We start from the raw sequence: 24,843 nt of genomic DNA on the forward strand, positions 1-24,843 counted from the left end.
TGCCCTGGTGCACCGAGTTCAGGCAGCACGTACCCCCTTCCGATCATCACGATCATCCGACTTCTGCCGACCTCTCACGGCCCGGAGGCCATGTTCATGACATTCACGACGACCGACCGGCCCGCCCGGCGAGCCAGCGGGGCCGTCGTCCCCGTGCTCGCCTTCGCGGGCATCGCTGTCGCGGTGATGCAGACCCTGCTCGTCCCGGTCGTCAAGGACCTGCCCCAGCTCCTGGACACCTCCCCCAGCAACGCCACCTGGGTACTGACCTCGACCCTGCTCTCGGGTGCCGTGGCCACGCCGATCATGGGGCGCCTCGGCGACCTCTACGGCAAGCGGCGCATGCTGGTCCTGAGCCTGTCCGTGATGGTCGTCGGCGCGCTGATCAGCGCCTTCACCAGCCAACTGCTGACGATGATCGCCGGCCGTACGCTCCAGGGCTTCGCCATGGGCGCCATCCCGCTCGGCATCGGCCTGATGCGGGACATGCTGCCGCGCGAGCGGCTCGGCTCGGCGATGGCGCTGATGAGCTCCTCGATCGGCGTCGGCGGCGGCCTCGCGCTGCCCGCCGCGGCGCTGGTGGCGCAGAACACCGACTGGCACACCCTCTTCTACGGCGCCGCCGGCCTCGGCGCCGTCGCCATCGCCCTCACCCTGGCCGTCGTACCGGAGTCCCCGCTGCGCGCCAAGGGCTCCTTCGACCTGCCGGGGGCGCTCGGCCTGTCCGCGGGCCTGGTGCTGGTGCTGCTGCCGGTCACCAAGGGCAGTGACTGGGGCTGGACGTCGGGCACCACGCTCGGCCTGTTCGCCGCGGCCGTCGTGGTCCTGCTGCTGTGGGGCCTGATGGAGCTGCGCCTGGCCGCGCCCCTGGTCGACCTGCGCACCACCGCCCGCCGCGAGGTCCTGCTGACCAACCTCGCCTCGATCATGGTCGGCGTCAGCTTCTACGTCGTCTCCCTCGTCCTGCCCCAGCTCCTCCAGCTCCCCACCGCCACCGGCTACGGCCTCGGCCAGTCGATGGTCGTCGCGGGCCTGTGCGTGGCCCCGCTGGGCCTGACGATGATGTTCACGGCCCCCGTGTACGCCCGGCTGTCCGCCCGCTACGGCCCGCGCACCACCCTGATCATCGGCCTGCTGGTGATCGCCGTCGGCTACGGCGGCGGCCTCGGCCTCATGAGCGCCGCCTGGCAGACCGTGATCACCTCGGTGGTGCTCGGCGCCGGCATCGGCTTGGCCTACTCCTCCCTGCCCGCGCTGATCGTCGGCGCGGTCCCGGCCTCCGAGACCGGCGCGGCCAACGGCCTCAACACCCTCATGCGGTCCATCGGCACCTCGGTGTCGAGCGCCGTCGTCGGCATGGTCCTGGCCGACACGGCACACGAGGCGGGCGGCGTCGCCGTCCCCACCATGCAGGGCTTCCGCGTCTCCTTCCTGATCGCGACCGCCGCGGTCGCCGTCGGCCTGGTCCTCGCCCTCCTCCTGCCCCGGCAGCGCCCGGCCGCCCGGCCCCAGCTGCGCGCCAGCAGCGAGGAGGACGCCAACCTGGCCCGCGCCGAGGAGGCGCTGCGCGGCTTCCGCGGCCGGGTGCTGGACACCACCGGCGCCCCGGTCGCCCGCGCCAAGGTCACCCTGATCGACCGCCGCGGCCGCCAGGCGGGCGCCACCCTCTCCGCCGACGACGGCAGCTACGCCCTCGCCGTCCCCGCCCGGGGCCCCTACGTCCTGGCCGCCCGCGCCGCGGGCCACGGCCCGCTCGCCCACGCGGCGACGCACACCGGCGGCGACCGCCCGGTCGACCTGGACCTGTCGCTGCCGGGCGAGACCGTCTCCACCTGACGGCCGCCGGCGCCGTACCGCCCGCCGTACCCCCCCGCCGGCCGCCGGCGGGGGGGGTACGGCAGCATGGGGCGCCCAGACACCCGCACGCCCCCCGCGTACGTCCCCTCCGGAAAGGCAGGCCCCATGTCCGCGGCACCGAGTCCCGAGATCCTGGCCGCGTTCGAGGCCGCGAAGGGGTTCCTGCCCACCCACGAGGGGCTCGCGCTGTACGCGGCGGCCGTGGAGGCGGGCCGGCTGGGGCTGCCGCTGCTGGAGGTCGGCACGTACTGCGGCCGGTCCACGATCCTGCTCGCCGACGCGGCCCGCCGGTCCCGGGTCACCGCGCTCACCGTCGACCACCACCGCGGCAGCGAGGAGCAGCAGCCGGGCTGGGACTACCACGACCCGGAGACGGTCGACCCCGAGACCGGCCTGATGGACACGCTGCCCACCTTCCGCCGCACCCTGCACCGGGCGGGCCTGGAGGACCACGTCGTGGCCCTCGTCGGCCGCTCGCCCCAGGTGGCCGCGGTCTGGAACACCCCCCTCGGCTTCGTCTTCGTCGACGGCGGCCACACCGACGAGCACGCGAACGCCGACTACGAGGGCTGGGTCCCGCACCTGGCCGAGGGCGGACTCCTCGCCATCCACGACGTCTTCCCGGACCCGAAGGACGAGTTCACCGGCCAGGCCCCCTACCGGATCTACCTCAGGGCCCTGGCCTCCGGCGCGTTCGCCGAGGTCTCGGCGACGGACTCGCTGCGGGTGCTGCGGCGGACCGGGGCGGGTGGCTGAGAGCGGCTCGCCCCCGCCCGGACGAGAGGGGGGCGCTCCGGCGGGCGGGGCCGTGCTCCGCCCTCCCCGTCCGGGCCGCCCGCCGGGCCGTCTCGGCCCCTGTGGGCGCCGGGAACGGCCGCTAGGGTGGCGGACGTGTCGTACACAGGACCGGATTTCGACCCGCCGCGGCCCCGCCGCTCCCCGCTGCGCCGCCCGCTGACCGTGGCGCTCGCCGCGCTGGTGGCGGGGGCACTGCTCGGGTGGGGTGTGTACGCGGCCGTCGGCGGACCGCGGGACGAGGGCGGGGCGGACCGGGCGGCCGGCGCGCGGACGCCGCCGGTGCCGGCCTCCGGCGCGCCCGCCGCCTCCGGTGACGACGCGAGGGAACCCGCCGGCGGATCCGGCTCCGCGACGGCCACGGCCACGCCGGCGGCCACGGCCTCGCCGGACCGCCGCGCCCCGTCGCCGTCCGCGCCCGCCGTCTCCGGGCCCCTCGCGGGAAAGGTCGTCGTCATCGACCCGGGGCACAACCCGGGCAACTTCCGTTACCCGGGCCGGATCAACCGCGAGGTGGACATCGGGACCGGCCGCAAGGAGTGCGACACGACGGGCACCTCCACCGACGCCGGTTACGCCGAGGCCGCGTTCACGCTCGACGTGGCGCACCGGCTGCGCGACCTGCTGACCCGGCAGGGCGCCACGGTGAGGCTGACGCAGGACGGCGACCGGGCGTACGGGCCGTGCGTGGACGAGCGGGCGCGGATCGGCAACGAGGCGGAGGCGGACGCCGCCGTCTCGATCCACGCCGACGGCTCGGGGGCCGGCAACCGCGGTTTCCACGTCATCCTGCCGGGCGCGGTGCGCGCGGGCGCCGCCGACACCCGCCCGATCGTCGGCCCCTCCCGCGACCTCGGCACGCGCATCGCGGGCCACTTCGTCCGCGCCACCGGCAGCGCGCCCTCCAACTACGTGGGCGGCGGCACCGGCCTCGTCACGCGCACCGACCTCGGCGGCCTCAACCTGTCGAGGGTTCCCAAGGTGTTCGTCGAGTGCGGCAACATGCGCGACAGCCGGGACGCGGCGCTGCTGACCAGCGGCGCCTGGCGGCAGAAGGCGGCGCAGGGCATCTCCGGGGGAATCGTGAGCTTCCTGCGCGGATAGGGGGCGGGCCGAGCCGGCGCACCGGTCCCGGCGGACAGGCGGATCGTACGGACGATAGTGTCATCCGTACGATGAGGGGCCACCCCCCGCGCTTCACACCCGGGCCTGACCGCGACACGGTGGCAGCAACGCCTCTACCGACGACGAGACGACGACCTACGAAGGACCTGAAGTGAATATCCGCTCCCTCACTCGAGGCGACGGCGTGGTGATCGGAGCAGCGGTGTTGCTGTTCATCGCCTCGTTCCTCGATCTGTACGCGATCGACGGTGCTCCGGACGACGTCGAATTCCCCAGCCTGTGGGGCAGCGGCCCGGTCGTCCTCGGAGTGGTCCTGGCGGGCCTGGTCGGTGCCGTGCTCGTCGTGGTGGCGCGCGGTCTGTCGCAGCCCCGGAGGGTGGCGGGTCTCGACCTCGGCCAGTTCGGCGTCGCCTTCACCGTCCTCGCCGCCTGGTCCGCGCTCGGCAACGTCCTCGACCCGGCCGGGGGCGCCGACAACTTCGGCGATGCCCCGGGCACCGGCCCCGACGCCGGCACCGGCCTGATCCTCGCGCTCGTCGCCACGCTGCTCATGGCGGTCGCCGCGATCGCCACCCCGCTGGTCCCCGCCCTCAAGGGCTCCCTCGTCCCGGCGCCGCGTCCGGTCGCGCCGCAGCCCTACGGCGCCCAGCCGCAGGGCGGTTACGGCTACCCGGGCGCGCAGCAGCAGCCCTACGGCGCCCAGCCGGGCCAGCCCGGCCAGCCGTACGGTGCCCAGCCGCAGCCGGCCCAGCAGCCGCAGCCGGCCGCCGACTTCTCGCCGTTCTGGTTCGCCGTGCCGGTGCCGCGCCCGCTGTACGCGGAGGACGGCTCCCCGACGCCGATCGCGGAACTGGCGCCGGGCACCTGGTACCTGGCCGTCGAGCAGCGGGGCGCGGCGCTGGTCGCCCAGACGCAGGACGGCCGTCGCGGCGTCCTCCAGGACACCTCGGGCATCCAGCGCGGCTGACCGTCCCGCCGCGGTGCGCCGCGCGGCCCCTCGCCCTGCCGGGCGGGGGGCCGTTCTCCGTTGTCCCGCGTCCCTCTCCCGCCCCGGCGCCCCCGCGCTCAGAGGAAGATGGCGACCGGATTGAGCGTCAGCTCACGCGTCCGCGGGTTCCAGGTCTGCACCCTGCCCAGGCAGCGCGCCTGGAACTCCCCCGTGAAGTACTCGGCGTTCTGGAACCCCTCGCGCACGCCCGACGCCTCGCAGGTGATCCGCACCCGGGCCCGCGGCTCGCCGTCGCCGTAGGGGGCGCTCAGCACGACGTCGCCGCTGTCGGAGCGACGGGCGCTGAACAGGCCGGTGACCGACAGGAACGCCAGCACCGCGGCGACCTCGGTCAGCGGCACCTGGTCCTCGCCGGCGTCCCGCAGCCGCCCGGCGAGCACCCGGTTGGGCACGACCAGACCGGTGGTGAGGTCGGCGTGCACGACCACGTCCTCCCGGCGCATGGTGTCCATCAGCAGCCGGATCACCGTGATCGGGGTGCTCTGCCGGATGTACGCGGTGACGCGTTCCTTGGTGACGTCCCGGTTCGCCTTGGCACCGCCGAGGCCCAGCCTCCCCCACAGCCCGAGGCCGCTGGTGACGTTGATCCGGTCGGCGACCTCCTGTTCCAGCGCCGCGGAGAAGCCGCCCTGCTGGTACAGGTCCATGACCCGCTGCTCGTGCAGGAAGAAGCACATGCCGTGCGCGATGCGCCCGCCGTGCCGGCGCCGGCGCGGTCCGCCCAGGCGCAGCAGCGCGTGCCGGGCGAGGACGGCGAGGGCGGTCGCCGTCAGGGCCCAGACGGCCAGCCACGGCCACCACAGGCTCCACCACTGGCTGTCAGTGACACCCACGGATCTCCTTGAACGCGTCGGTGAGGGAGGAGGGGCCGGCGTCGACCACGCGGCCGCCGGTCGCGGCGGCGACGCGTTCCAGGGCAGTCGCGTCGGCCTCTCCGAACAGGACGGGGAAGGTGGGTACCGCGCGCGCGTCGGCGCCGAGCGCGCGGTGGCGGCGCAGGAACTCCTCGTAGGTCAGTCCGGTGTTGTTCTCGCCGTCGGTCATCAGCACGATCGACACTGGCCGTCCGGGATTCTCGCGGACGGCCCCGGCGGCGACGCGGTAGCCGTGGTCGAGCGCCGTCCAGACGGCGGTGGCGTCGGCGAAACCGCCGCCGGCGACGGTCCGCCGCAGCCGGCGCAGGTCGGCGTCGCCGCGCACGGTGACGGTCCGCTCCTCCAGGACCCGCCCGCCGAAGCGGACGACCGTCAGCCGCTCGCCCCGGTAGAAGCGGGCGAACTTGCCGGTGGAGGTGGGATCGGCACCGCTCAGGCCGGCGAACGCGGCCCGCAGGCCGGCGATCCGGGCGCCCCGCATCGAGGTGGAGTAGTCCAGGACGAACACCACGTGGTCGGCGCTGTGCCGCACCGGGTCGCCGTAGGCGTCGACCAGGTGTTCCACGAGGGAGAGCCGGTCGGGGAAGGACAGGGCGTTGCCCACGGGGGTGCGCAGCGGCGCGGACGGTTCGACGTCCTGGTCGACCGGGCGGCGGTGGGTGCGCTCCATCAGCCGCCGCTGCGCGTCGGCGCCGAGCAGCCACCGGGTGACCTTCTGGTACGCGGGGCGCTCGGCGGGGTCGAGGAGCAGCAGCGGGAAGTCGGACAGCACCATGCCGTCGTCGGGGTGGACGATCTCCAGGGGCCGGGGCAGCCTCCCGGTGGCGTTCAGGGAGAGCAGCTCGGCCTCGTGGGCGATGAGCGCGTCGGCCGTGCGGGGGCGGCGCGCGTAGTCCTCGATCAGGTCCCGGGAGCTGGCGGCGGTGAGGGTCTGGCCGGAGCGGAAGCCGCGCAGCCGGTCGCAGGAGAGGTCCTCCTCGCGCAGGGCCCCGCCGGTTCCGGCGGCGGCGGTGGCGACGCCGACGAGCGCGGCCCGGCCGGTCTCGCTGCGCCGCGGGTCGGCCATCCCGAACCGGACGGTGCCGTCGGCCGCCGCGTCGGCGATGTCGGCCCAGGAGATGCGGCCTTGGGGGGCGGCCGCGCGCAGGGTCCGGGCGACCTCGGGGGTGAGGCCGACGACGACCGGTGAGCGCATGACGGGGGTGGACTCGGGCCGCGGTGCGCCGGTGTCCTGCATGCTCAGCAGCAGCGACCGGTCGGAGGTGAGCCAGGCCAGGTCGTAGGCGCCCCGCCCGGACCCCTCTCCGGTGAGGCCGTCGAGGTCCGCGGTCGCCTCGTACACCATCTCCAGTTCGACCCCGGTGTCCTCCTCCAGGTCGTCCAGGAGCCAGTGGACGTCGGCGAGTTCGGGGGAGGCGAGGACGCGCAGGGTGACGTCCGGTCCGTCGTCGGTGCAGGAGGTGAGGGCGGCGGCCGGCAGGAGCAGGGCGAGCACGGCGGCGAGGGCGCGGGGGAGGCGGTTCACGGCGCGTCCCGGACGGGCGGCGGGCAGGAGCCGACGTACTCGATGATCTCCTGCAGGACCTCCAGGTCGGGTTCGTAGACCTTGGTCTCGTCGCGGTTCGGGGTGGGCACCTGCACGCCGTGCTCCTCCAGGTGGGCGTTGAGCTGCTCGCTGGTGCCGTCCTCGCCGGAGAAGCGGGCGCGGAAGCCCAGTTCGACGGCGCGCTCGCGCAGGGCCTCGTCCTCCTGGAGCAGGTGCACCAGGCGGTCCCCCTCGCCGGTGAGGGAGATCAGCTGGGGTTCGGTGAGGGCGTAGGGGCTGGGGTAGAGCAGGACCCGGTTGGTGTCCTGCTCGCCGTGCTTGCCGTGGTGGGCGATCTGGTGGGCCAGGTACTGGTGTTCGTAGAGGGCGGAGATCGGCGCGATGCTCTCGCCGAGGTCGGAGAAGTAGCCGTCGGCCTGTTCGTCGGCCCACATGCCCTGGAGGTTGATGAGGGGTTTGATCTCGGCGGCGAGGCGGCGCACCGCGGCGGCGGCGCGGGCGGGGTCGTCGCTGTGCTCGGTGCCCGGGGTGCGGTTGCCGGCCACGACGAAGGCCAGGATGCTCAGGTAGGTGCCGGCGGAGTTGGACTCGCACACGCTGGAGGTGCGGACCAGGACCCGCCCGCTGTTGCTGCGGCGGCCGTCGTCGTCGAAGCCGATGCCGTTCCAGGTGTCGGCCTGGCGGCCGGTGCCGTCCAGGGGGTTGCGCGGGTCGTCCGCCCCGTCGAGCAGGCCGGTGAACTTCCGCATGTCCAGGTCGTAGTAGAGCGTCGGTCTGCCGTCGGTGGTGCGCTGGCGGGTGGCCACGCCGGCCTTGACCAGGGTCTCGGCGTAGTCGCGGAAGGTGCCGAGGACGAGCGGGGTGACGAAGGGGCGGACCGAGCGGACCGAGCGGTCCTGCCGGTCGAGGATCAGTTTGGCGGCGGGCTGACCGGAGGGGAAGACAACGTCCATGCCCTTCAGGGACTGGGTGGCGATGCCGCGGGAGCCCAGGCGGTGGATGTCGACGCGTATGCCGTGGCGCAGGAGGAGGCGCTGCACCTCGGGGTCCCTGAAGTAGTCCGACTTGGAGGCCATGCGGGCCTCGATCGTGGTGATGCGCTCGAAGGGGAGCAGGAGGTTGCCCGTCACGAGCAGGGAGAGCAGCCCGGCCAGGGCGACGGGCAGGGCGACGGCGACGTGGCGGGGGACGCGGCGTGCTGCGGGACGGCGGGTGGTGAGCCGCGGTTGCTCGTGGGTGGCGGATCTGACGTCGGACACCGGCACTCCTGCCTCTCCAAGGGGCAGGATCATCGAGGACCCCGCCGAACGCGGGCCGCCGGAAGGGTCAACTCCCTGCGAACGCGCGGCGAACGGGGGCCGCAGGCCGCCTCCCGCACCAAAGCGCCCCGTCCGGGCACGTCCCGGCGGGACGGGCCCGGTGGCGCCGACGGGCCCGGGTCAGCCGCAGCAGTCCGCTTCCAGCCCCCTCGGCAGGCGGTCGCCGCCGAAGACGGCGCAGGTGGCCTCGTGCCCGCCGAGCGCGGCGACCGCGAGGAGGAGGGACCCGGCCGTCCAGGTGGTCAGCTCCCGCGGCCAGATCGCGTCGTCCTCGAAGACGTAACCGGTCCAGTACAGGCCGCTGGCCTCGTCCCGCAGGTGCCGGATCGACTGGAGGATCCCCAGGGCGCGGTCGGACTCGCCCATCGCCCACAGCGCGAGGGCGAGTTCGGCCGACTCGCCGCCGGTGACCCACGGGTTGGGCACCACGCATCGCACGCCGAGGCCGGGGACGACGAAGCGGTCCCAGTCCTTCTCGATGCGCGCCTTGGCCTCCGCGGCGGTCAGCGCGCCGCCCAGGACGGGGTAGTACCAGTCCATCGAGTAGCGGCCCTTGTCCAGGAACCGCTCCGGGTGGCGGCGGATCGCGTGGCGCAGCGCGCCGGCCGCCAGCTCCCAGTCCGGCTGGGGCTCCTCGCGCTGCTCGGCGATGGCGAGCGCGCAGCGCAGCGCGTGGTGGACGGAGGAGCAGCCCGTCAGCAGGGCGTCCGCCGCGGCCGTGCCGTCGTCGTCGCGCCGCCAGCCGATCTGCCCGCCCGGCTGCTGGAGCCGCAGCACCCACTCGACCGCGGCGTACACCACCGGCCACATGCGGTCCAGGAAGGTGTCGTCGCCGGTGGAGAGGTAGTGGTGCCAGACCCCTACGGCGACGTAGGCGACGAAGTTGGTCTCCCGGCCCCGGTCGGTGACCCGGTCGTGGGCGCCGTCGGCGTAGGCGGCGTACCAGGAGCCGTCCTCGTTCTGGTGGCGGGCCAGCCACGCGTACGCCCGCTCGGCGGCCTCGTGCTCGCCCGCCGCGTCCAGCGCCATCGCCGCCTCGGTGTGGTCCCAGGGGTCGAGGTGGTGGCCCCGGAACCACGGGATGGCGCCGTCCTCGCGCTGGACGGCGAGGACGGCGCGCACGGTGGCGGCGGCCTGCTCCTCGGTGAGCACCCCGGGCAGGACGAGGTGTTCCGTGCGCGGCGTCGTCACGCGGCGTCCACCGGGGGCAGGTGCGGCTTGGTCGCGTACGCCACGAAGCTCTTGCCGATCAGCGGGTTCAGCGCCCGCTCGGCGACCCGCGTGGCCAGCGGCTTCTTCATGATGTCCCAGACCAGCAGCTTGTGGTACGCCCGCACCGGCAGCGCCTTGTCGTTGTCGACGCCGAACGCGCACTTCAGCCACCAGTACGGCGAGTGCAGCCCGTGGGCGTGGTGGGTGCCGTAGGGCCGCAGGCCGGCCTCGCGCATCCTGGCGAGCAGTTCGTCCGCCTTGTAGATGCGGATGTGGCCGCCCTCGACCTCGTGGTAGGCGTCGGACAGCGCCCAGCAGACCTTCTCGGGGCCGTAGCGGGGCACGGTGACGGCGATGCGCCCGCCGGGCTTGAGGACGCGGACCATCTCGGCGAGCACGCCCTTGTCGTCGGGGATGTGCTCCATCACCTCGGAGACGATGACGACGTCGAAGGACTCGTCGGGGAAGGGCAGCGCGAGCGCGTCGCCCTCCATGGCCGTCGCGGTGGCGCCCTCGGGGGCCTCGCCGGCCTCCCTCATCGCCGCGAACCACTTGGCGACCTCGCGGATCTCCTCGCCGTTGCGGTCCAGGGCGACGACCCGGGCGCCTCTGCGGTAGCACTCGAAGGCGTGCCGGCCGGCCCCGCAGCCGAGGTCCAGGACGCGGTCGCCCGGGGCGAGCGGGAACCGGGAGAAGTCGACGGTCAGCACGTGGCCCTGCCTTCGGGGTAGACGCCGGTGACACTGGTGGGGGCGGGGGGCCCGGACGGGGCCGGGGAGGCGCCCGGTGCGGCCGCGCGGGCGATCGCCTCCCGGTAGTGGGCCACCGTCCCCTCGGCGGCCCGGGCCCAGGTGAAGTGCCGCAGCACGCGCTCGCGTCCGGCGGCGCCCAGGCGGGCCCGCAGCTCCGGGTCGCCGAGCAGCCGGCCCAGCGCGGCGGCCAGCGCGCCCGCGTCGCCGGGCGGCACCGCCAGGCAGGTCTCGCCGTCGCGGCCGGCGACCTCGGGGATCGCCCCGCCGGTGGTGGCCACCAGCGGCGTGCCGGTCGCCATGGCCTCGGCGGCCGGCAGCGAGAAGCCCTCGTACAGCGACGGCACGCAGGCGACCTGGGCCGAGCGCACCAGGTCGACCAGTTCCGCGTCGGAGATGCCCTTGACGAACTCGACGGCGCCTTCGAGGCCGTACCGCTCGACCGCCTGGGCGACGGGGCCTTGTTCGGGCCGCTTGCCGACGACGACGAGGTGGGCGTCCGGGTGCTCGGTGCGCACCTTGGCCAGCGCCTCGACGAGGAAGACCAGGCCCTTGAGCGGCACGTCCGCGCTGGAGGTGGTCACGATCCGGCCCGGCACCTGCGGCACCGAGGGGTCGGGCGAGAACAGGCCGGTGTCGGCGCCGATGTGGACGACGTGGACGCGGTCCCGGCGCACGCCCAGGTCGTCGACGATCTCCTGGCGGGAGCTGCCGGAGACGGTGAGCACGGACGGCAGGCGGCGCGCGACCCGCTTCTGCATGCGGGTGAAGGCGTACCAGCGGCGCACCGAGTAGCGGCGCTGCCAGGTCCGGGCCGCCTCCAGTTCCAGCCGCCGGTCCACGGTGACGGGGTGGTGGATGGTGGTGACCAGCGGGGCGCCGAGGTCGCCCAGCAGGCCGTAGCCGAGCGTCTGGTTGTCGTGGACGACGTCGAACTCCCCGCGGCGGGCGCGCAGGTGGCGGCGGGCACGCAGGGAGAAGGTCAGCGGCTCGGGGAAGCCGCCGGTCCACATGGTGGCGACCTCCAGCGCGTCGATCCAGTCGCGGTACTCGTCGCGCTTCGGGGTGCGGAAGGGGTCGGGCTGGCGGTAGAGGTCCAGGCTGGGCAGTTCGGTCAGGCGCAGCCCGCCGGCGTACTCCTCGTCCTCGTCGAGGACGGGGTAGGGCTGGGCGCCGATCACCTCGACGTGGTGGCCGAGGCGGGCCAGTTCGCGGGAGAGGTGCCGGACGTAGACGCCCTGGCCGCCGCAGAACGGATTCCCCTTGTAGGTGAGGAGTGCGATGCGAAGCGGTCGCGAGCCGTCGCTCGCGAGGTCCGGGCGGGGACCCGCCTGACTGGCCTCAGCGGTCACTCCGGGCCCCCTTCTCCCTGCACTGCCCCGCGAGATTACGCCGGGACGCTAATGTGGAACAAGTTTCAGACTTGATCGTTCAGAGGTTCCGAATCTACCGGCAGGTAAGGGCGCCGTGACCCGTGGATCAGGTGATTCGCGCCACGGTGGCCGAGGCGGACAGGGGGGCCGGCGTGACCGGGGTGACCAGGGCGGACGGCGCGGCGGCCCCCGGCGCGCGAGCCGCCGCCCCCGCCCTCACCGAGCGGCAGGAGGCGCGCCGGCGCCGCATCCTGCGGGCCAGCGCCGAGCTGGCCGGGCGGGGCGGTTTCGACGCGGTGCGGATGCGGGAGGTCGCGCGGTCCTCCCAGGTGGCGCTCGGCACGCTGTACCGCTACTTCCCCTCCAAGGCGCATCTGCTGGTCGCGACGGCGCAGGACCGGCTGGAGCAGCTGCACTCCACCGTGCGCAGGCGTCCGCCGGCGGGCGGCACGGCGGCCCAACGGGCGGCGCGGACGCTGCTGCGGGCCTTCCGCGCCCTGCGGCGCGAGCCGTGTCTGGCCGAGGCGATGGTCAGGGCGCTGACGTTCGCGGACCGCAGCGTGAGCGAGGAGGTCGAGGAGGTCTCCCGCCGGACGGCGGCGGTCGTCCTGGACGCGACGGGCCTCGCCGACCCCACCCCCGAGCAGCTCGCCGCGGTCCGGGTCGTCGGGCACGCCTGGCACTCGGCGCTGATCGCCTGGCTGTCCGGGCGGGCCTCGGTCGCGCAGGTGAGGACCGACATCGAGACGGCGTGCCGGCTGATCGACCTGGCGTGCGCGGACCGGGAGCCGGCCGAGGAGTAGCGGCGCGCGGAGGTGCGCGCGGGCGCGAGGGCACGCGAAAGACCTACGAGACGGGTTCCCTTCGCCGGTATTGCCCGGATCAGGTGACTGGGGGTCGCCGTCCGGTCTCCCGACCTTCCGGCCTCTCAGCCCGACCGTCGACGTCGGCAACAGCGGAAACCGAGGCTTCTCGCCGAAGTCGGCTACTCCGGTTGGACTCCCTCACTCGCCCCGTAGGCCTGATATCAGGATAATCCTTTTCCTTCCCCACGGAACCCCCTAAAAGGGGGAAACGCGAAGAAAAAGAGTGGCCGCTCGGCCGGGGTGCCCCGACCCCGGGCCGCCCCGGCCGCCCTCCCCCGGGCGGGTAAAGTGACCAGGTCGCCATCACACCCGTACGGGGGGAAGCCGGCGCAATTCCGGCGCCGGCCCCTCCCCGCTTCCCGGCTTCGCCCGAAGCGGGAGACCCCTGCCGCGAACCGCCCGTTCCCAGGCGGTGAGCCGGATCCCCCCGGGCGGGACCGTGACCGGCTCACGTGCCCGGCGCCCGCCGGCGCACGGGCACCGTCGAGGCATACGGAGCCGAGCCGCCGGGGGTGCCCCGTGCTGCCCGGCCCGCCGCAGGGAAAGGCACCCGCCGATCATGAACGTCCGCCGTCGCAGCGCCGCGGCCCTGGCCGCCATAGCCGTGATCGGCGCCGCCGCGCCCGCGGTCGCCGCCGACCCGTCCCCCTCCCCGCCGGTCCTGGCCGAGCCGGACCGCACCGCCGGGCTGTACGGCACCTCCGATCCGACGTACGACGGTGTCTGGCGCCAGTCCCTCGCCCTGCTCGCGCAGGACGCGGTGGGCGCCGAGCCGCCCGCGCGGGCCGTCCGCTGGCTCACCGGGCAGCAGTGCGCCGACGGGGCCTTCGCGCCCTTCCGCGCCGACACCGCCGAGCCCTGCGACGCCAGGACCGCGGTCGACACCAACAGCACGGCCGCCGCCGTCCAGGCCCTCGCCGCGCTCGGCGGGCACGACGCCGCCACCGGCAAGGCCCTCACCTGGCTGAAGTCCGTGCAGAACGAGGACGGCGGCTGGGGCTACACGCCGGGCGGCCCCAGCGACGCCAACTCCACCTCCGTCGTCATCGGCGCCCTGACCGCCGCCGGCGAGAAGCCGGAGCGGGTCACCGAGGGCGGCAAGTCCCCCTACGACGCCCTGCTCGCCCTCGCCCTGCCCTGCGGGGGCGACGGCGAGGGCGCCTTCGCCTTCCAGCCGGACGGGAAGGGCGAGCTGTCCGCCAACGCGGACGCCACCGCCGCCGGTGTGCTCGGCGCGCTCGGCAAGGGCCTGGTGACCGGGCCCGGCAAGGCGGCCGAGGCCGAGTGCGCCGGCTCCGGCGAGCCCACCCGGCGGGAGGCCGCCGCGGGCGGCGCCGCCTACCTCGCCCGGGCCGTCGCCACCACCGGCCACCTCACCTCCGCCCTCGCCGGCGCCGCCGACCGGCCCGACTACGGCAACACCGCCGACGCCGTCGTCGCGCTCGCCGCGCAGGGCGGCGCCGAGCGGGCCGCGAAGCCGCTGCGCTGGCTGGAGGAGAACGCCGCGACCTGGGCGGAGCGGAGCGGCCCGGCCGCCTGGGCCCAGCTGATCCTCGCCGCCCACGCCACGGGCACCGATCCCCGCGACTTCGGCGGCACCGACCTGGTGGCCCGGCTGCGGGCGACCGGCCCCGGCGCTCCGGCGGTGAGCGCGACGATCACCGCGACGGCCGCGAGCGCGGACGACGAGAAGAAGAAGGACGACGACGGCGACGGCGGCTTCGGCGTCTGGTGGTCCGTCGGCGTCTGCCTCGTCGCCGGCATCGGCATCGGCTTCCTGCTCAGCGGCCGCACCCGGAAGCAGCCGTGATCCGTCGCGCCGCCCTCCTCGCCCTGGCCGCGCTCGCGCTGCTCGCGGGCGCCGGCCAGGCGCAGGCCGCCGGCTACCGCTACTGGTCGTTCTGGGAGCACGACGGCGACCGGTGGACCTACGCCACCCGGGGCCCGTCCACCGCCCGCCCCGACGACGGGGACGTCCAGGGCTTCCGGTTCGCGGTGAGCGGGGGTTCCGGGGACGCGGCCCGGCCGCGCGGCACCGCCGGCTTCGCGTCGATCTGCGGCGGGACGCCCGCCCGCGAGGGCAGCAAGCGGGTCGCGCTCGTCCTCGACTTCGGTACGGCGGCCGACGCCCCGTCCGGCGAGACCCCGCCCGGCCGCCGTACCGCCTGCGCCCGCGTCTCCCCCGGCGCGACGACGGCGGACGCCCTGGCGGCCGTCGCCGGGCCGCTGCGCTACGACTCCCACGCCCTGCTGTGCGCCATCGCCGGTTACCCGCGGCAGGGGTGCGGCGAGCGGGTGGCGGATGGCGGGGAGGGGCGGACGGGGCAGCCGGCCGCCGCGGACCCGGCCGGGGGCACGGGGACGGACGGGGGCGGACCGTCGGCCGGTCTCCTCGCCGGCGCCGGGCTCGTGGTGGTGCTGGGCGGGGCGGCCGTGTGGCAGGCGCGGCGGCGCGGGAATGCGTAGGCGCGGGCATGCGTGACGGCGCCGCCGTGCACCCCGGTGCCTGGTGGCTGTGGGCGCTCGGCCTCGGAGCCGCCGCCACCCGCACCACCAACCCCCTCCTCCTCGCCCTGCTCGTCGCGGTCTGCGCGTACGTCGTGACGGCGCGCCGCCCGCACGCCCCCTGGTCCCGCTCCTACGGCGCCTTCGTGCAACTGGCCCTCGCCGTGATCGCCGTCCGCCTCGTCCTCACGGCCGTCTTCGGCTCCGGCGTCCCCGGCACGCACGTGCTCCTGACGCTGCCCGAGGTCCCGCTGCCCGACTGGGCGCAGGGCATCCGCCTGGGCGGCGAGGTCACCGCCGAGGGCCTGGCCCACGCGCTGTACCAGGCCATGAGGCTGGCCGCCCTGCTGATCTGCGTCGGCGCCGCGAACGCCCTGGCCAACCCCTCCCGCCTCCTCAAGGCCCTGCCCGGCGCCCTGTACGAGACGGGCGTCGCCGTCGTCGTCGCCCTCACCTTCGCCCCGCACCTCGTCGCCGACGTGCGGCGCCTGCGCGCCGCCCGCCGGCTGCGGGGACGGCCCGACCGCGGCGTGCGGGGCCTGCTCCAGGTCGGGCTGCCGGTCCTGGAGGGCGCGCTGGAGCGTTCCGTCGCCCTGGCCGCCGCGATGGACGCCCGCGGGTACGGCCGTACCGCGCGGGTCCCCGCCGCCGTCCGCCGCACGACCGCCTCACTCACCCTGGCCGGGCTGCTCGGCGTCTGCGCGGGAACGTACGGGATGCTCACCGCCGTGGGCGGCGCGTACGGGGTGCCCGTGCTGCTCGCCGGGGTCGCCGCCGCCCTCGCGGGCCTGTGGCTCGGGGGCCGCCGCTCCCCGCGCACCCGTTACCGGCCCGACCGCTGGAACCTCCGGTCCGCTCTGGTCGCCGCGTCCGGTGCCGCGGTCGCGGCCCTGCTGGCCCTCGCCGGCGTCCGCGATCCGGCCGCGCTGAACCCGGGCGTGGTCCCGCCGGCCGCGCCCGCCCTGCCCCTGTGGCCGGCGGCGGCCGTCCTCCTCGGGCTGCTGCCCGCCTTCGTCACCCCCTCCCCCGACCGTCCCGCATCCGCCCGTCCCGCATCCGTCCGTCCCGCATCCGCCCGTCCCGTATCCGCCGAGGAGGCGCCGTGATCCGCTTCGAGGACGTCAGCGTGACGTACGACGGGGCGGGCGAGCCCGCCGTTCGCGCGGTGGACTTCGTCGTCCCGGAGGGCGAACTCGTGTTGCTCGCCGGCCCGTCGGGGGTCGGCAAGTCGACCGTGCTCGGCGCGGTGAGCGGCCTGGTGCCGCACTTCACCGGCGGTACCCTGCGCGGCCGGGTCACCGTCGCCGGCCGCGACACCCGCACCCACAAGCCGCGCGACCTGGCCGACGTCGTCGGCACCGTGGGCCAGGATCCGCTGGCCCACTTCGTGACGGACACCGTGGAGGAGGAACTCGCCTACGGCATGGAGTCGCTGGGCCTGCCGCCCCAGGTGATGCGCCGCCGGGTGGAGGAGACCCTCGACCTGCTCGGCCTGGCCGACCTGCGCGACCGCCCGATCGCCACGCTCTCCGGCGGGCAGCGGCAGCGGGTGGCGATCGGCTCGGTCCTCACGCCGCACCCCGGGGTGCTGGTGCTGGACGAGCCGACCTCGGCCCTGGACCCGGCCGCCGCGGAGGAGGTCCTCGCGGTCCTCCAGCGCCTCGTCCACGACCTCGGCACCACGGTCCTCATGGCCGAGCACCGCCTGGAACGCGTCATCCAGTACGCCGACCGGGTCGTCCTCCTGCCGGAGCCGGGAGCGGCGCCGGTCGCCGGCGCCCCGGCCGAGGTGATGGCCGTCTCCCCGGTGTGCCCGCCGGTGGTGGAGCTGGGCCGCCTGGCGGGCTGGTCCCCGCTGCCCCTGACGGTCCGGGACGCCCGGCGCCGGGCGGCGCCGCTGCGGGAGCGGCTCGCCGGGCGGGCGGTCCCGCGGGGCGGGCCGGGAAGCGCCCCGGAGGGCACTCGGGGGGCCGCTTCGAGCGCCGCCCCGGGGGACGCTCCGGCGGGTGTTCCGCAGCCCGTCCCGAAGGGCGCCCCGACGAATGTCCCGGAAGGCGTCGACGCGTCCGCCGGCCGGCCCCGCCCGGCGCTTCGCCGGTGGCCGCGGCGCAGGCCGTCCCGCCGGGGGCCGGGGGCCGTCCCCCGCTCCGGGCCCGCCGCCGAGATCCGCGGCCTCGCCGTGCGCCGCGGCCGGACCGAGACCCTGCACGGCGTCGACCTCACCGTCTCCCCCGGTGAGACCGTCGTCCTCATGGGCCGCAACGGCGCCGGGAAGTCCACCCTGCTGTCGGCGCTCGTCGGCCTGGTGGAGCCGTCCGCCGGTTCCGTCCGCGCCGCCGGCGCCGTGCCGCGCCGAACGCCGCCCCGCGACCTCGTGCGCTGCGTCGGCCTGGTCCCGCAGGAGCCGCGGGACCTGCTGTACGCCGACACGGTCGCCGCCGAGTGCCTGGCCGCCGACCGGGACGCGGGCGCGGAGCCCGGCACCTGCCGCGCCCTGCTGTCCGAACTGCTGCCCGGCGTCGCCGACGACACGCACCCGCGCGACCTGTCGGAGGGGCAGCGCCTGACGCTCGCCCTGGCCGTGGTGCTGACGGCCCGCCCGCCGCTGCTCCTGCTGGACGAGCCGACGCGCGGCCTGGACTACGCGGCCAAGGCCCGCCTGGTCGCCGTCCTGCGCGCGCTGGCCGCCGAGGGCCACGCCATCGTGCTGGCCACCCACGACGTGGAGCTGGCCGTGGAACTCGCCCACCGGGTGGTGCTGCTCGCCCAGGGCGAGGTGATCGCCGACGGTCCGACCGCGGACGTGGCGGTGGCCTCCCCGTCCTTCGCCCCGCAGGTCGCCAAGGTCCTCGCCCCGCAGAAGTGGCTGACGGTGGCCCAGGTGCGAGAGGCCCTGTCGTGACCCCCGCGTCGCCGCCGGCCCCCGCTCGCCGGCGTCGGGCCCGGGCCGTCCGCCTCGGCCCCCGCTCCGTCGCCGCCCTCGTGCTGGCCGGCGCGGTCGGGGTGGCCGCGTTCGGCTGGCCGTTCCTCGCCCCGCCCGACTCGGGGATCGGCGCGCACGCCCGGGACGCGCCGTGGCTGTTCGCGGGGTTGCTGGTGCTGCTGGTGGCCGTGGTGGCGGCGACCATCGCGGAGTCCGGACTCGGTCCGAAGGCGGTGGCGATGCTCGGCGTCCTGGCGGCGGCGGGCGCGGCGCTGCGCCCGCTCGGCGCGGGGACCGCCGGCCTGGAGCCGATGTTCTTCCTGATGCTGCTCAGCGGGCGGGTCCTCGGCCCGGGGTTCGGGTTCGTCCTCGGCTCGGTCACCATGTTCGCGTCCGCGCTGCTGACGGGCGGGGTGGGGCCGTGGATGCCGTTCCAGATGCTGACGCTGGGCTGGTTCACGATGGGCGCCGGCCTGCTGCCGTTCCCCGACCGGCTGCGCGGACGCGCGGAGCTGTGGCTGCTGGCCGGCTACGGCTTCCTCGCCGCGTTCGCCTACGGAGCCGTGATGAACCTGGCGGGCTGGCCCTTCATGGGCCTCGGCTCGGACATCGGCTTTCGCGCGGGGGCCTCCGTCCCCGCCAACCTGGCCCGCTTCGTGGCCTACCACCTGGCCACCTCCCTCGGCTGGGACCTGGGCCGGGCGCTCGTCACGGCCGTCCTGACCTTCGCCCTCGGCCCCGCGCTCCTCAAGGCGCTGCGCCGGGCCACCCGCCGGGCCGCGTTCGAGGCGCCGGTCGCCTTCGAGGACCCCGCCCCGGTGGAGCGGCCCGCATGACCCGGATCACCCGCGAAGCGGGGCCGTGGGCGCCGCACACCGCCGCGGCCTGCGGCGGCCGGGCCGGTCACGCCGGAGGCCGGGACCTCCCGTGCGGACGGGACCGGGAGGAGGGGTGATCGCGGGCGCCCCCGCCGGCTGTTTCCCCGGACGGCCCGGCCGGCCCCGCGCGCAGCCGAGGGCGGCGGCCCCCGGTCCCCCGGGCCGCCGCCTTCGCCGTACCCGCCCGCGTGGGTCACCCGCCCGTGCGGGCCCCCCGCCCGCAAGCGCCACGCCCCGCCGCTGAACGTTTCCGTTCGCACGCGCGTCTTCCCCGTGTCCCACCCGCCGTGCCCGCCCGAAGACGCGAACGGAAGTCCCTCGCCGTGGTCCCTGCCGAGCTCACCACCCCCCGGCCCGAGCACCGCCCGGCCGCCCGACGCGGCCACCGCCCCCCGCCCGCCCTGTGGCGGCGCCACCGGCTCCCCCTCCTCGCCACCCTCCCCACCCTGCCGCTGTACGTGCTGTGGTGGACGGTCCTCGCCACCGGGGGCGGCGACCTGGCCGCCCAGCTGGCCTGGGCGGACTTCGCCTCCCGGCACGGCGGCTCGGCGTACGGGCTGTTCTGGTACGGCGGGACGCACACCGCCAACTACAGCCTGATCTCCCCGTACCTGATGGCCGCGTTCGGCGTGCGCACGGTCACCGCCGCCTCCGGGCTCGCCGCCTCGTGGCTCGCGGCCCTGCTGATCGCGCGGGCCGGGGTGCGAAGGCCCCTGGGGCCGGCGCTGCTCGCCTCGCTGGCCCTGTGGTGCAACGTGGCCTCGGGGCGCACCACCTTCGCCCTCGGTGTCGCGCTCGGGCTGGCCGCCTGCCTGCCGCTGACGCGGCGGCGGCGCCTGGCCCCGGCCGCCGCCCACGCGGCCCTCGCCACCATGGCGTCCCCGGTGGCCGGGCTGTTCCTGGCCGTCGTCGGGGCCGGCTTCCTCCTCGTACGGGACCGGGGGCGGGCCCTGGTCCTGCTGGTGCCGCCCGCGGCCGTGGTCGGCGCGACCACCCTCCTCTTCCCCTTCAGCGGCGAGCAGCTCATGCCCCCGGCCCGGATATGGCCGCCCGCGCTGCTCGGGCTCGCCGTCACCGCGCTCGCCCCGCGCCCCTGGCGGGTCGCCCGGTGGAGCGGGGCCGTGTACGCGGCCGGGACCGTGCTGGCGTACCTGGTCCCCTCCCCCGTCGGCACGAACGTGGAGCGGTTCGCGCAGCTGTTCGCCCCGGCGGTGCTGCTGGCCGCGCTGCTCGCCCGGCCGGGGCTGCGGCGACTGCGGCGGAACCTGCTGGTCGGGGCGCTGGTCCTGTCCGTCGCCTGGGTCGGCAAGAAGACCGCCGACGATGTGGTCGAGTACACCGCCGTGCCGGCCTGGGCCACCGCGACGAGCGGGGTCGTACGGGCCCTGGACGGGCTCGGCGCCGACCGCACCCGGGTGGAGGTGGTCCCCGCCCGCGACCACCGGGAGGCCGCTCTGCTCGCCCCGCACGTCCGCCTGGCCCGCGGCTGGAACCGGCAGCTCGACATGGAGCGGGCCCGCCTCTTCTACGACGGCGGCTTCGACGCGCGGACCTACCGGGCCTGGCTGGACCGGTGGGCGGTCGGCTTCGTGGTGCTGCCGCTGGGCAAGCCGGACGGGTTCGCGCGGGAGGAGGCGCGGCTGGTGCGGGAGCGGCGGCCCGCCTGGCTGGAACCCGTGTGGCGGGACGCCCACTGGCGGGTGTACCGCGTGCGGGACGCCGTGCCGCTGGTGTCCGCGCCCGGCAGCGTGGTGCGGACGACCGGCGCGGAGCTGGTGCTGCGCGCCGGGCGGCCGGGGACGGTGACCGTGCGGATCGCCTGGTCGCCGTGGCTGCGGTCCGACGGCGGGTGCCTGGCCCGTGAGGGCGAGTTCACCCGGCTGACCGTCCCCGCGCCCGGCGAGTACCGGATCAGTTCGGAGTACGGTCCTTCGCGGGGGCGGGAGCGCTGCTGACCTCCGCGCCGGCTCCGGCCGCGGCGGTGGTGCCGGGTGCGGCGGTGGCGAGGGCCGCGGTCGTCCGGGCGCGCGGGCCCTGGAGGAGGTACGTCAGGCCGAAGCCGGCGCCGACGACCAGCGCGCCGCCCACCGCGTCCAGCACCCAGTGGTTGCCGGTCGCCACGATCGCCGAGACCGTGAAGAGGGGGTGCAGCAGGCCGGCGGCCTTCATCCACGCCTTCGGCGCGATGACCGCGACGACCAGGCCGCACCACAGCGACCAGCCGAAGTGCAGCGACGGCATCGCCGCGTACTGGTTGGTCAGGGCCGTGAAGGTGCCGTAGTCCGGCTTGGAGAAGTCCTGCACGCCGTGCACGGTGTCGATGATCCCGAGCGTCGGCATCAGGCGCGGCGGGGCCAGCGGGTAGAGCCAGAAGCCGACCAGGGCGAGCAGCGTGGTGAAACCGAGCGCGGAGCGGGCCCAGCGGTAGTCGACCGGGCGGCGCCAGTACAGGACGCCGAGGACGGTCAGCGGGACCACGAAGTGGAACGACGTGTAGTAGAAGTCGAAGAAGTCCCGCAGCCAGCCGACCCTGACCACGGCGTGGTTCACCGCGTGCTCGATGTCGATGTGCAGGAGGCGTTCGAGGCCGAGGATCTGATGGCCGTGCTCCTCGGCGCGGTCCCGGCCGCCGGTCGCCGCCAGGCGGACCTTGGAGTAGGCGGCGTAGGTGACCCGGATGAGGAGCAGTTCCAGCAGGAGGTTCGGGCGGGTGAGGACGCGGCGCAGGAACGGCAGGAGCGGAACGCGCCGCAACCGCGTCGGGACGGGCGCGGCGTGCCGGGTGGGGACCGGGGTCTCGTAGTACGGCGAGGTGCGGGAGAGGAACGGTACGGCGGTGGCGGCGGCGAGCGCCGCGAGCAGGACCAGGTTGTCGCGCAGGGGGTGCAGCGCCGACATGTTCGGCAGCATCATCTTCGCCGGCAGCGTCATCACCAGGACGACCGCCACCGGCCACACGTACCGGTCCGAGGCGCGCTTGCCGACCCGGCCGACGACCGCGAGCAGCACCCACAGCAACTGGTGCTGCCAGGTGGCGGGCGACACCGCCACGGCCGCGCAGCCGGTGATCGCCACCGCGAGCAGCAGCTGGCCGTCGCGGGCGTAGCGCACGGCCCGGCGCAGGCCGAGGACCGCGACCGCCGTGCCGAGGACGAGGAAGAGGGCGGTCTCCGGCGGGCCGGTCAGGCCCAGGCGCAGCAGCGCGCCGTGCAGGGACTGGTTGGCCAGGTCGTCGGCCTCGCCGCCCAGGCCCACGCCCGCCATGTGGTGCACCCAGTACGTGTACGAGTCCTGCGCCATCACCACCCAGGCGAGCGCGGTGCACGCGGCGAAGGTCACCCCGGCGGACACGGCGGCTCGGCGGCGGCCCGTGAACCACAGCAGGGGGGCGAAGAGCAGCACCGTCGGCTGGAGCGCCGCGGCGACGCCGATGAGCAGGCCGCCGGTGCGCCCGCCGCGCACGGCCAGGCAGCCCAGGAGCACGAGCAGGACCGGGATGATGCTGGTCTGGCCGAGCCAGAAGGTGTTGCGGACCGGCAGGGAGAGCATGAGCAGGCTGACCGTGACCGGCGCCGCCAGCAGCGCCGTGCGCCGGCCCACCGGCTGCGGCAGGGCCCGCGCGGCGACCACGCCGAGGGCCGCGACCAGCAGCAGCGTCCCGAAGGTCCAACCCCAGCCGAGGGCCTGTTCGGCCGCCCGGGTGAGCGGTTTGAGGACCAGGCCCGCGAAGGGGGTCGCGGTGAAGCGGGTCGAGTCGTACAGGGAGCCCTCGACGTGCAGGACCCCGGCAGGGCCGACCCAGGTCTCCAGGTCCGTCAGGCGTTCCCCCCGCGGGGAGCCGAGAACGGCCGCCAGCTGCCGTACGGCGAGGACGGCCGCGACCAGCCACAGGCCCAGCCGGGCCGCGCGCAGCTGCGCTCCGGCCTCACCGACGGCCGTCGCTCCGAAGGCTTTCACCGGTCGCCCACCGTGCTCCGCATTCGCCACGCCGCGCAGGCCTCCCGCCCCGTCCGTCCCGCGCGATCTGCGCGGATTGTCGTTCCGCGGACCCTGTGAGGCCCGCACCACCCCCAAGGAGACGCAGGCAACCCCGGCTTCACCTGACCGCCGCTCTCCTTTTGTCCGGACGACGATAGTGGGGGAACGGGCGGGGCGCCTCCACGGGGCTCGCGGGAGACCGGTGCGACCGGCGGGGTCGATGGGGTCGATGGGGCCGGTGAAGAGCGACAAGGATCACAAGACGGGCGGGGGTGCGGCGCTCCGAGCCGGGCAGACGCCCCAGGACGCGTCCGGTTTTGCTGCTCTCCGCGGCGGGAGAGGCACGGTCCGTAAGGGGCAGATCACCGCCTATGGTCGTTTTTCGGCCCGGCGACAGCGCCGCCGTGCGGGTCGTGTCCCTGTCCCCGTCGAAAGGTAGGCGAGCGAAGCCTTGTCGGCCGTCACAGTCGCCGTTGCCCCGTCCACGTCCGCCGCGCCGGTACGCGGCGCCACCGTCACCGACCCCGCCCTCGTCCGGCGCGCCGTGAAGGCGGCCGCGCTCGGCAACGCCATGGAGTGGTTCGACTTCGGCGTCTACAGCTACATCGCGGTGACGCTGGGCAAGGTCTTCTTCCCGTCGGGCAATCCGACGGCCCAGCTGCTGTCGACCTTCGGCGCCTTCGCCGCGGCGTTCCTGGTCCGGCCGCTCGGCGGCATGATCTTCGGGCCGCTCGGCGACCGGGTCGGGCGGCAGAAGGTGCTCGCCCTGACGATGATCATGATGGCGGCGGGCACGTTCGCGATCGGGCTGATCCCCTCGTACGCGACGATCGGCGTCTGGGCGCCGGTGCTGCTGCTGGCCGCGCGGCTGGTGCAGGGGTTCTCGACCGGCGGTGAGTACGCGGGCGCGTCCACCTTCATCGCCGAGTACGCGCCCGACAGGCGGCGCGGGTTCCTCGGGAGCTGGCTGGAGTTCGGCACGCTGGCCGGGTACATCGGCGGCGCGGGGCTGGTCACGCTGATGACCGCGCTGCTGCCGGCGGACGACCTGACGTCCTGGGGCTGGCGGATCCCGTTCCTGATCGCCGGGCCGATGGGCCTGATCGGGCTGTACCTGCGGATGCGGCTGGAGGAGACGCCGGCGTTCGCGGCCCAGGTCGCGAAGGCGGAGTCCGAGCGGCCGAGGGTGCCGCTGCGGGAGATGATCACCGGGCAGTGGAAGGCGCTGCTGCTGTGCGTCGGGCTGGTGCTGGTCTTCAACGTCACCGACTACATGCTGCTGTCGTACATGCCGAGCTACCTGACCAGCGAGCTGAAGTACGACGAGACGCACGGGCTGCTGGTCGTGCTGGGCGTGATGGCGCTGATGATGGTCGTGCAGCCGTTCGCGGGCGCGCTGACCGACCGGGTCGGGCGGCGGCCGGTGATCGCGGCGGGCTGCGCGGGCTTCCTGCTGCTGTCGGTCCCGGCGCTGCTGCTGATCCGTGAGGGCAGCCTGCTCGCGGTGGGGCTGGGCATGGCGGCGCTGGGTCTGCTGCTGGTCTGCTTCACCTCCGCCATGCCGGCCGCGCTGCCGGCGCTGTTCCCGACGCGGGTGCGCTACGGGTCGCTGTCGATCGGGTTCAACGTGTCCGTGTCGCTGTTCGGCGGGACGACGCCGCTGGTGGTGACGGCGCTGATCGGGGCGACCGGGAACCTGATGATGCCCGCGTACTACATGATGGCCGCGGCCGTGGTCGGCGGCGTGGCGGTGTGGTTCATGTCGGAGTCGGCGGGCCGCCCGCTGCCGGGCTCGGCACCTGCGGTGGAGCGCTGAGCACTCCCCTCTTCCGG

19 protein-coding genes are annotated in these 24,843 nt (G+C 75.6%); 12 read left to right on the top strand and 7 right to left on the bottom strand.

Annotated features, from left to right (window positions below):
- Positions 1–96 precede the first annotated feature (96 nt).
- The 4 genes from ACSU6Z_RS08010 (at position 97) to ACSU6Z_RS08025 (ending at position 4,744) form a co-directional block, all read left to right on the top strand.
- Positions 97–1,836 carry an MFS transporter gene (locus tag ACSU6Z_RS08010; protein ID WP_437044227.1) on the top strand — a complete coding sequence of 580 codons (1,740 nt, stop codon included), beginning with the start codon at positions 97–99 and terminating at the stop codon, positions 1,834–1,836.
- Positions 1,837–1,962: 126 nt separating this feature from the next.
- Positions 1,963–2,613 carry a class I SAM-dependent methyltransferase gene (locus tag ACSU6Z_RS08015; RefSeq protein ID WP_437044229.1) on the top strand — a complete coding sequence of 217 codons (651 nt, stop codon included), beginning with the start codon at positions 1,963–1,965 and terminating at the stop codon, positions 2,611–2,613.
- A gap of 135 nt (positions 2,614–2,748) precedes the next feature.
- Positions 2,749–3,756 (top strand): N-acetylmuramoyl-L-alanine amidase, encoded by a 1,008-nt coding sequence (locus tag ACSU6Z_RS08020; protein ID WP_437044231.1) that lies wholly within the window; start codon positions 2,749–2,751, stop codon positions 3,754–3,756.
- A 172-nt stretch (positions 3,757–3,928) separates the two neighbouring features.
- Entirely contained in the window at positions 3,929–4,744 is an 816-nt protein-coding gene (locus ACSU6Z_RS08025; RefSeq protein WP_437044234.1) for a hypothetical protein, read from the top strand.
- Positions 4,745–4,842: 98 nt separating this feature from the next.
- Here the strand turns inward: ACSU6Z_RS08025 and ACSU6Z_RS08030 are convergent, their stop codons facing one another.
- The 6 genes from ACSU6Z_RS08030 to ACSU6Z_RS08055 all read right to left on the bottom strand — a co-directional run bounded on the left by ACSU6Z_RS08030 (position 4,843) and on the right by ACSU6Z_RS08055 (position 11,839).
- Positions 4,843–5,619 (bottom strand): hypothetical protein, encoded by a 777-nt coding sequence (locus tag ACSU6Z_RS08030; RefSeq protein ID WP_437044236.1) that lies wholly within the window; start codon positions 5,617–5,619, stop codon positions 4,843–4,845.
- A complete protein-coding gene (locus tag ACSU6Z_RS08035; RefSeq protein ID WP_437044238.1) occupies positions 5,606–7,186 on the bottom strand; it encodes a vWA domain-containing protein in 1,581 nt (526 codons plus the stop codon). The genes ACSU6Z_RS08030 and ACSU6Z_RS08035 overlap by 14 nt, the downstream gene beginning before the upstream one ends.
- Positions 7,183–8,466: a hypothetical protein gene (locus ACSU6Z_RS08040; RefSeq protein ID WP_437044240.1), complete on the bottom strand. Its 1,284-nt coding sequence runs from the start codon at positions 8,464–8,466 to the stop codon at positions 7,183–7,185. Before ACSU6Z_RS08040 ends, ACSU6Z_RS08035 begins: the two co-directional genes overlap by 4 nt.
- A gap of 180 nt (positions 8,467–8,646) precedes the next feature.
- On the bottom strand, positions 8,647–9,717 hold the full coding sequence (locus ACSU6Z_RS08045) for a prenyltransferase (protein ID WP_437044242.1): 1,071 nt from the start codon (positions 9,715–9,717) through the stop codon (positions 8,647–8,649).
- Positions 9,714–10,448: a class I SAM-dependent methyltransferase gene (locus ACSU6Z_RS08050; protein WP_437044244.1), complete on the bottom strand. Its 735-nt coding sequence runs from the start codon at positions 10,446–10,448 to the stop codon at positions 9,714–9,716. The genes ACSU6Z_RS08045 and ACSU6Z_RS08050 overlap by 4 nt, the downstream gene beginning before the upstream one ends.
- Positions 10,442–11,839 (bottom strand): glycosyltransferase family 4 protein, encoded by a 1,398-nt coding sequence (locus tag ACSU6Z_RS08055; protein WP_437044246.1) that lies wholly within the window; start codon positions 11,837–11,839, stop codon positions 10,442–10,444. The genes ACSU6Z_RS08050 and ACSU6Z_RS08055 overlap by 7 nt, the downstream gene beginning before the upstream one ends.
- Positions 11,840–12,021: 182 nt before the next feature.
- Between ACSU6Z_RS08055 and ACSU6Z_RS08060 the strand changes: the two genes are divergently transcribed.
- The 7 genes from ACSU6Z_RS08060 (at position 12,022) to ACSU6Z_RS08090 (ending at position 20,987) form a co-directional block, all read left to right on the top strand.
- The gene (locus ACSU6Z_RS08060) at positions 12,022–12,663 is read left to right on the top strand and encodes a TetR family transcriptional regulator (RefSeq protein ID WP_437050228.1); all 642 of its coding nucleotides are present in this window, start codon (positions 12,022–12,024) and stop codon (positions 12,661–12,663) included.
- A 622-nt stretch (positions 12,664–13,285) separates the two neighbouring features.
- Positions 13,286–14,536, top strand: coding sequence for a prenyltransferase/squalene oxidase repeat-containing protein (locus ACSU6Z_RS08065; protein ID WP_437044248.1), 1,251 nt, complete (start codon positions 13,286–13,288; stop codon positions 14,534–14,536).
- Positions 14,533–15,192, top strand: a complete 660-nt coding sequence (locus ACSU6Z_RS08070; protein ID WP_437044250.1) for an SCO2322 family protein — start codon at positions 14,533–14,535, stop codon at positions 15,190–15,192. Before ACSU6Z_RS08065 ends, ACSU6Z_RS08070 begins: the two co-directional genes overlap by 4 nt.
- Positions 15,193–15,200: 8 nt before the next feature.
- The gene (locus ACSU6Z_RS08075; RefSeq protein WP_437044252.1) at positions 15,201–16,337 is read left to right on the top strand and encodes a CbiQ family ECF transporter T component; all 1,137 of its coding nucleotides are present in this window, start codon (positions 15,201–15,203) and stop codon (positions 16,335–16,337) included.
- A complete protein-coding gene (locus tag ACSU6Z_RS08080) occupies positions 16,334–18,133 on the top strand; it encodes an ABC transporter ATP-binding protein (RefSeq protein WP_437044254.1) in 1,800 nt (599 codons plus the stop codon). The genes ACSU6Z_RS08075 and ACSU6Z_RS08080 overlap by 4 nt, the downstream gene beginning before the upstream one ends.
- Entirely contained in the window at positions 18,130–18,990 is an 861-nt protein-coding gene (locus ACSU6Z_RS08085; protein ID WP_437044256.1) for an ECF transporter S component, read from the top strand. The genes ACSU6Z_RS08080 and ACSU6Z_RS08085 overlap by 4 nt, the downstream gene beginning before the upstream one ends.
- Before the next feature lie 365 nt (positions 18,991–19,355).
- Complete coding sequence (locus ACSU6Z_RS08090; protein ID WP_437044258.1) at positions 19,356–20,987, top strand: hypothetical protein; 1,632 nt, start codon at positions 19,356–19,358, stop codon at positions 20,985–20,987.
- Here ACSU6Z_RS08090 and ACSU6Z_RS08095 read toward each other — a convergent pair.
- The gene (locus ACSU6Z_RS08095; RefSeq protein WP_437044260.1) at positions 20,944–23,019 is read right to left on the bottom strand and encodes a bifunctional glycosyltransferase 87/phosphatase PAP2 family protein; all 2,076 of its coding nucleotides are present in this window, start codon (positions 23,017–23,019) and stop codon (positions 20,944–20,946) included. The genes ACSU6Z_RS08090 and ACSU6Z_RS08095 overlap by 44 nt on opposite strands.
- A gap of 442 nt (positions 23,020–23,461) precedes the next feature.
- Between ACSU6Z_RS08095 and proP the strand changes: the two genes are divergently transcribed.
- Entirely contained in the window at positions 23,462–24,826 is a 1,365-nt protein-coding gene (gene proP, locus ACSU6Z_RS08100; RefSeq protein ID WP_437044262.1) for a glycine betaine/L-proline transporter ProP, read from the top strand.
- Positions 24,827–24,843 lie beyond the last annotated feature (17 nt).

It is taken from the genome of Streptomyces sp. enrichment culture (genome assembly GCF_964273145.1).
GTDB lineage: Bacteria > Actinomycetota > Actinomycetes > Streptomycetales > Streptomycetaceae > Streptomyces.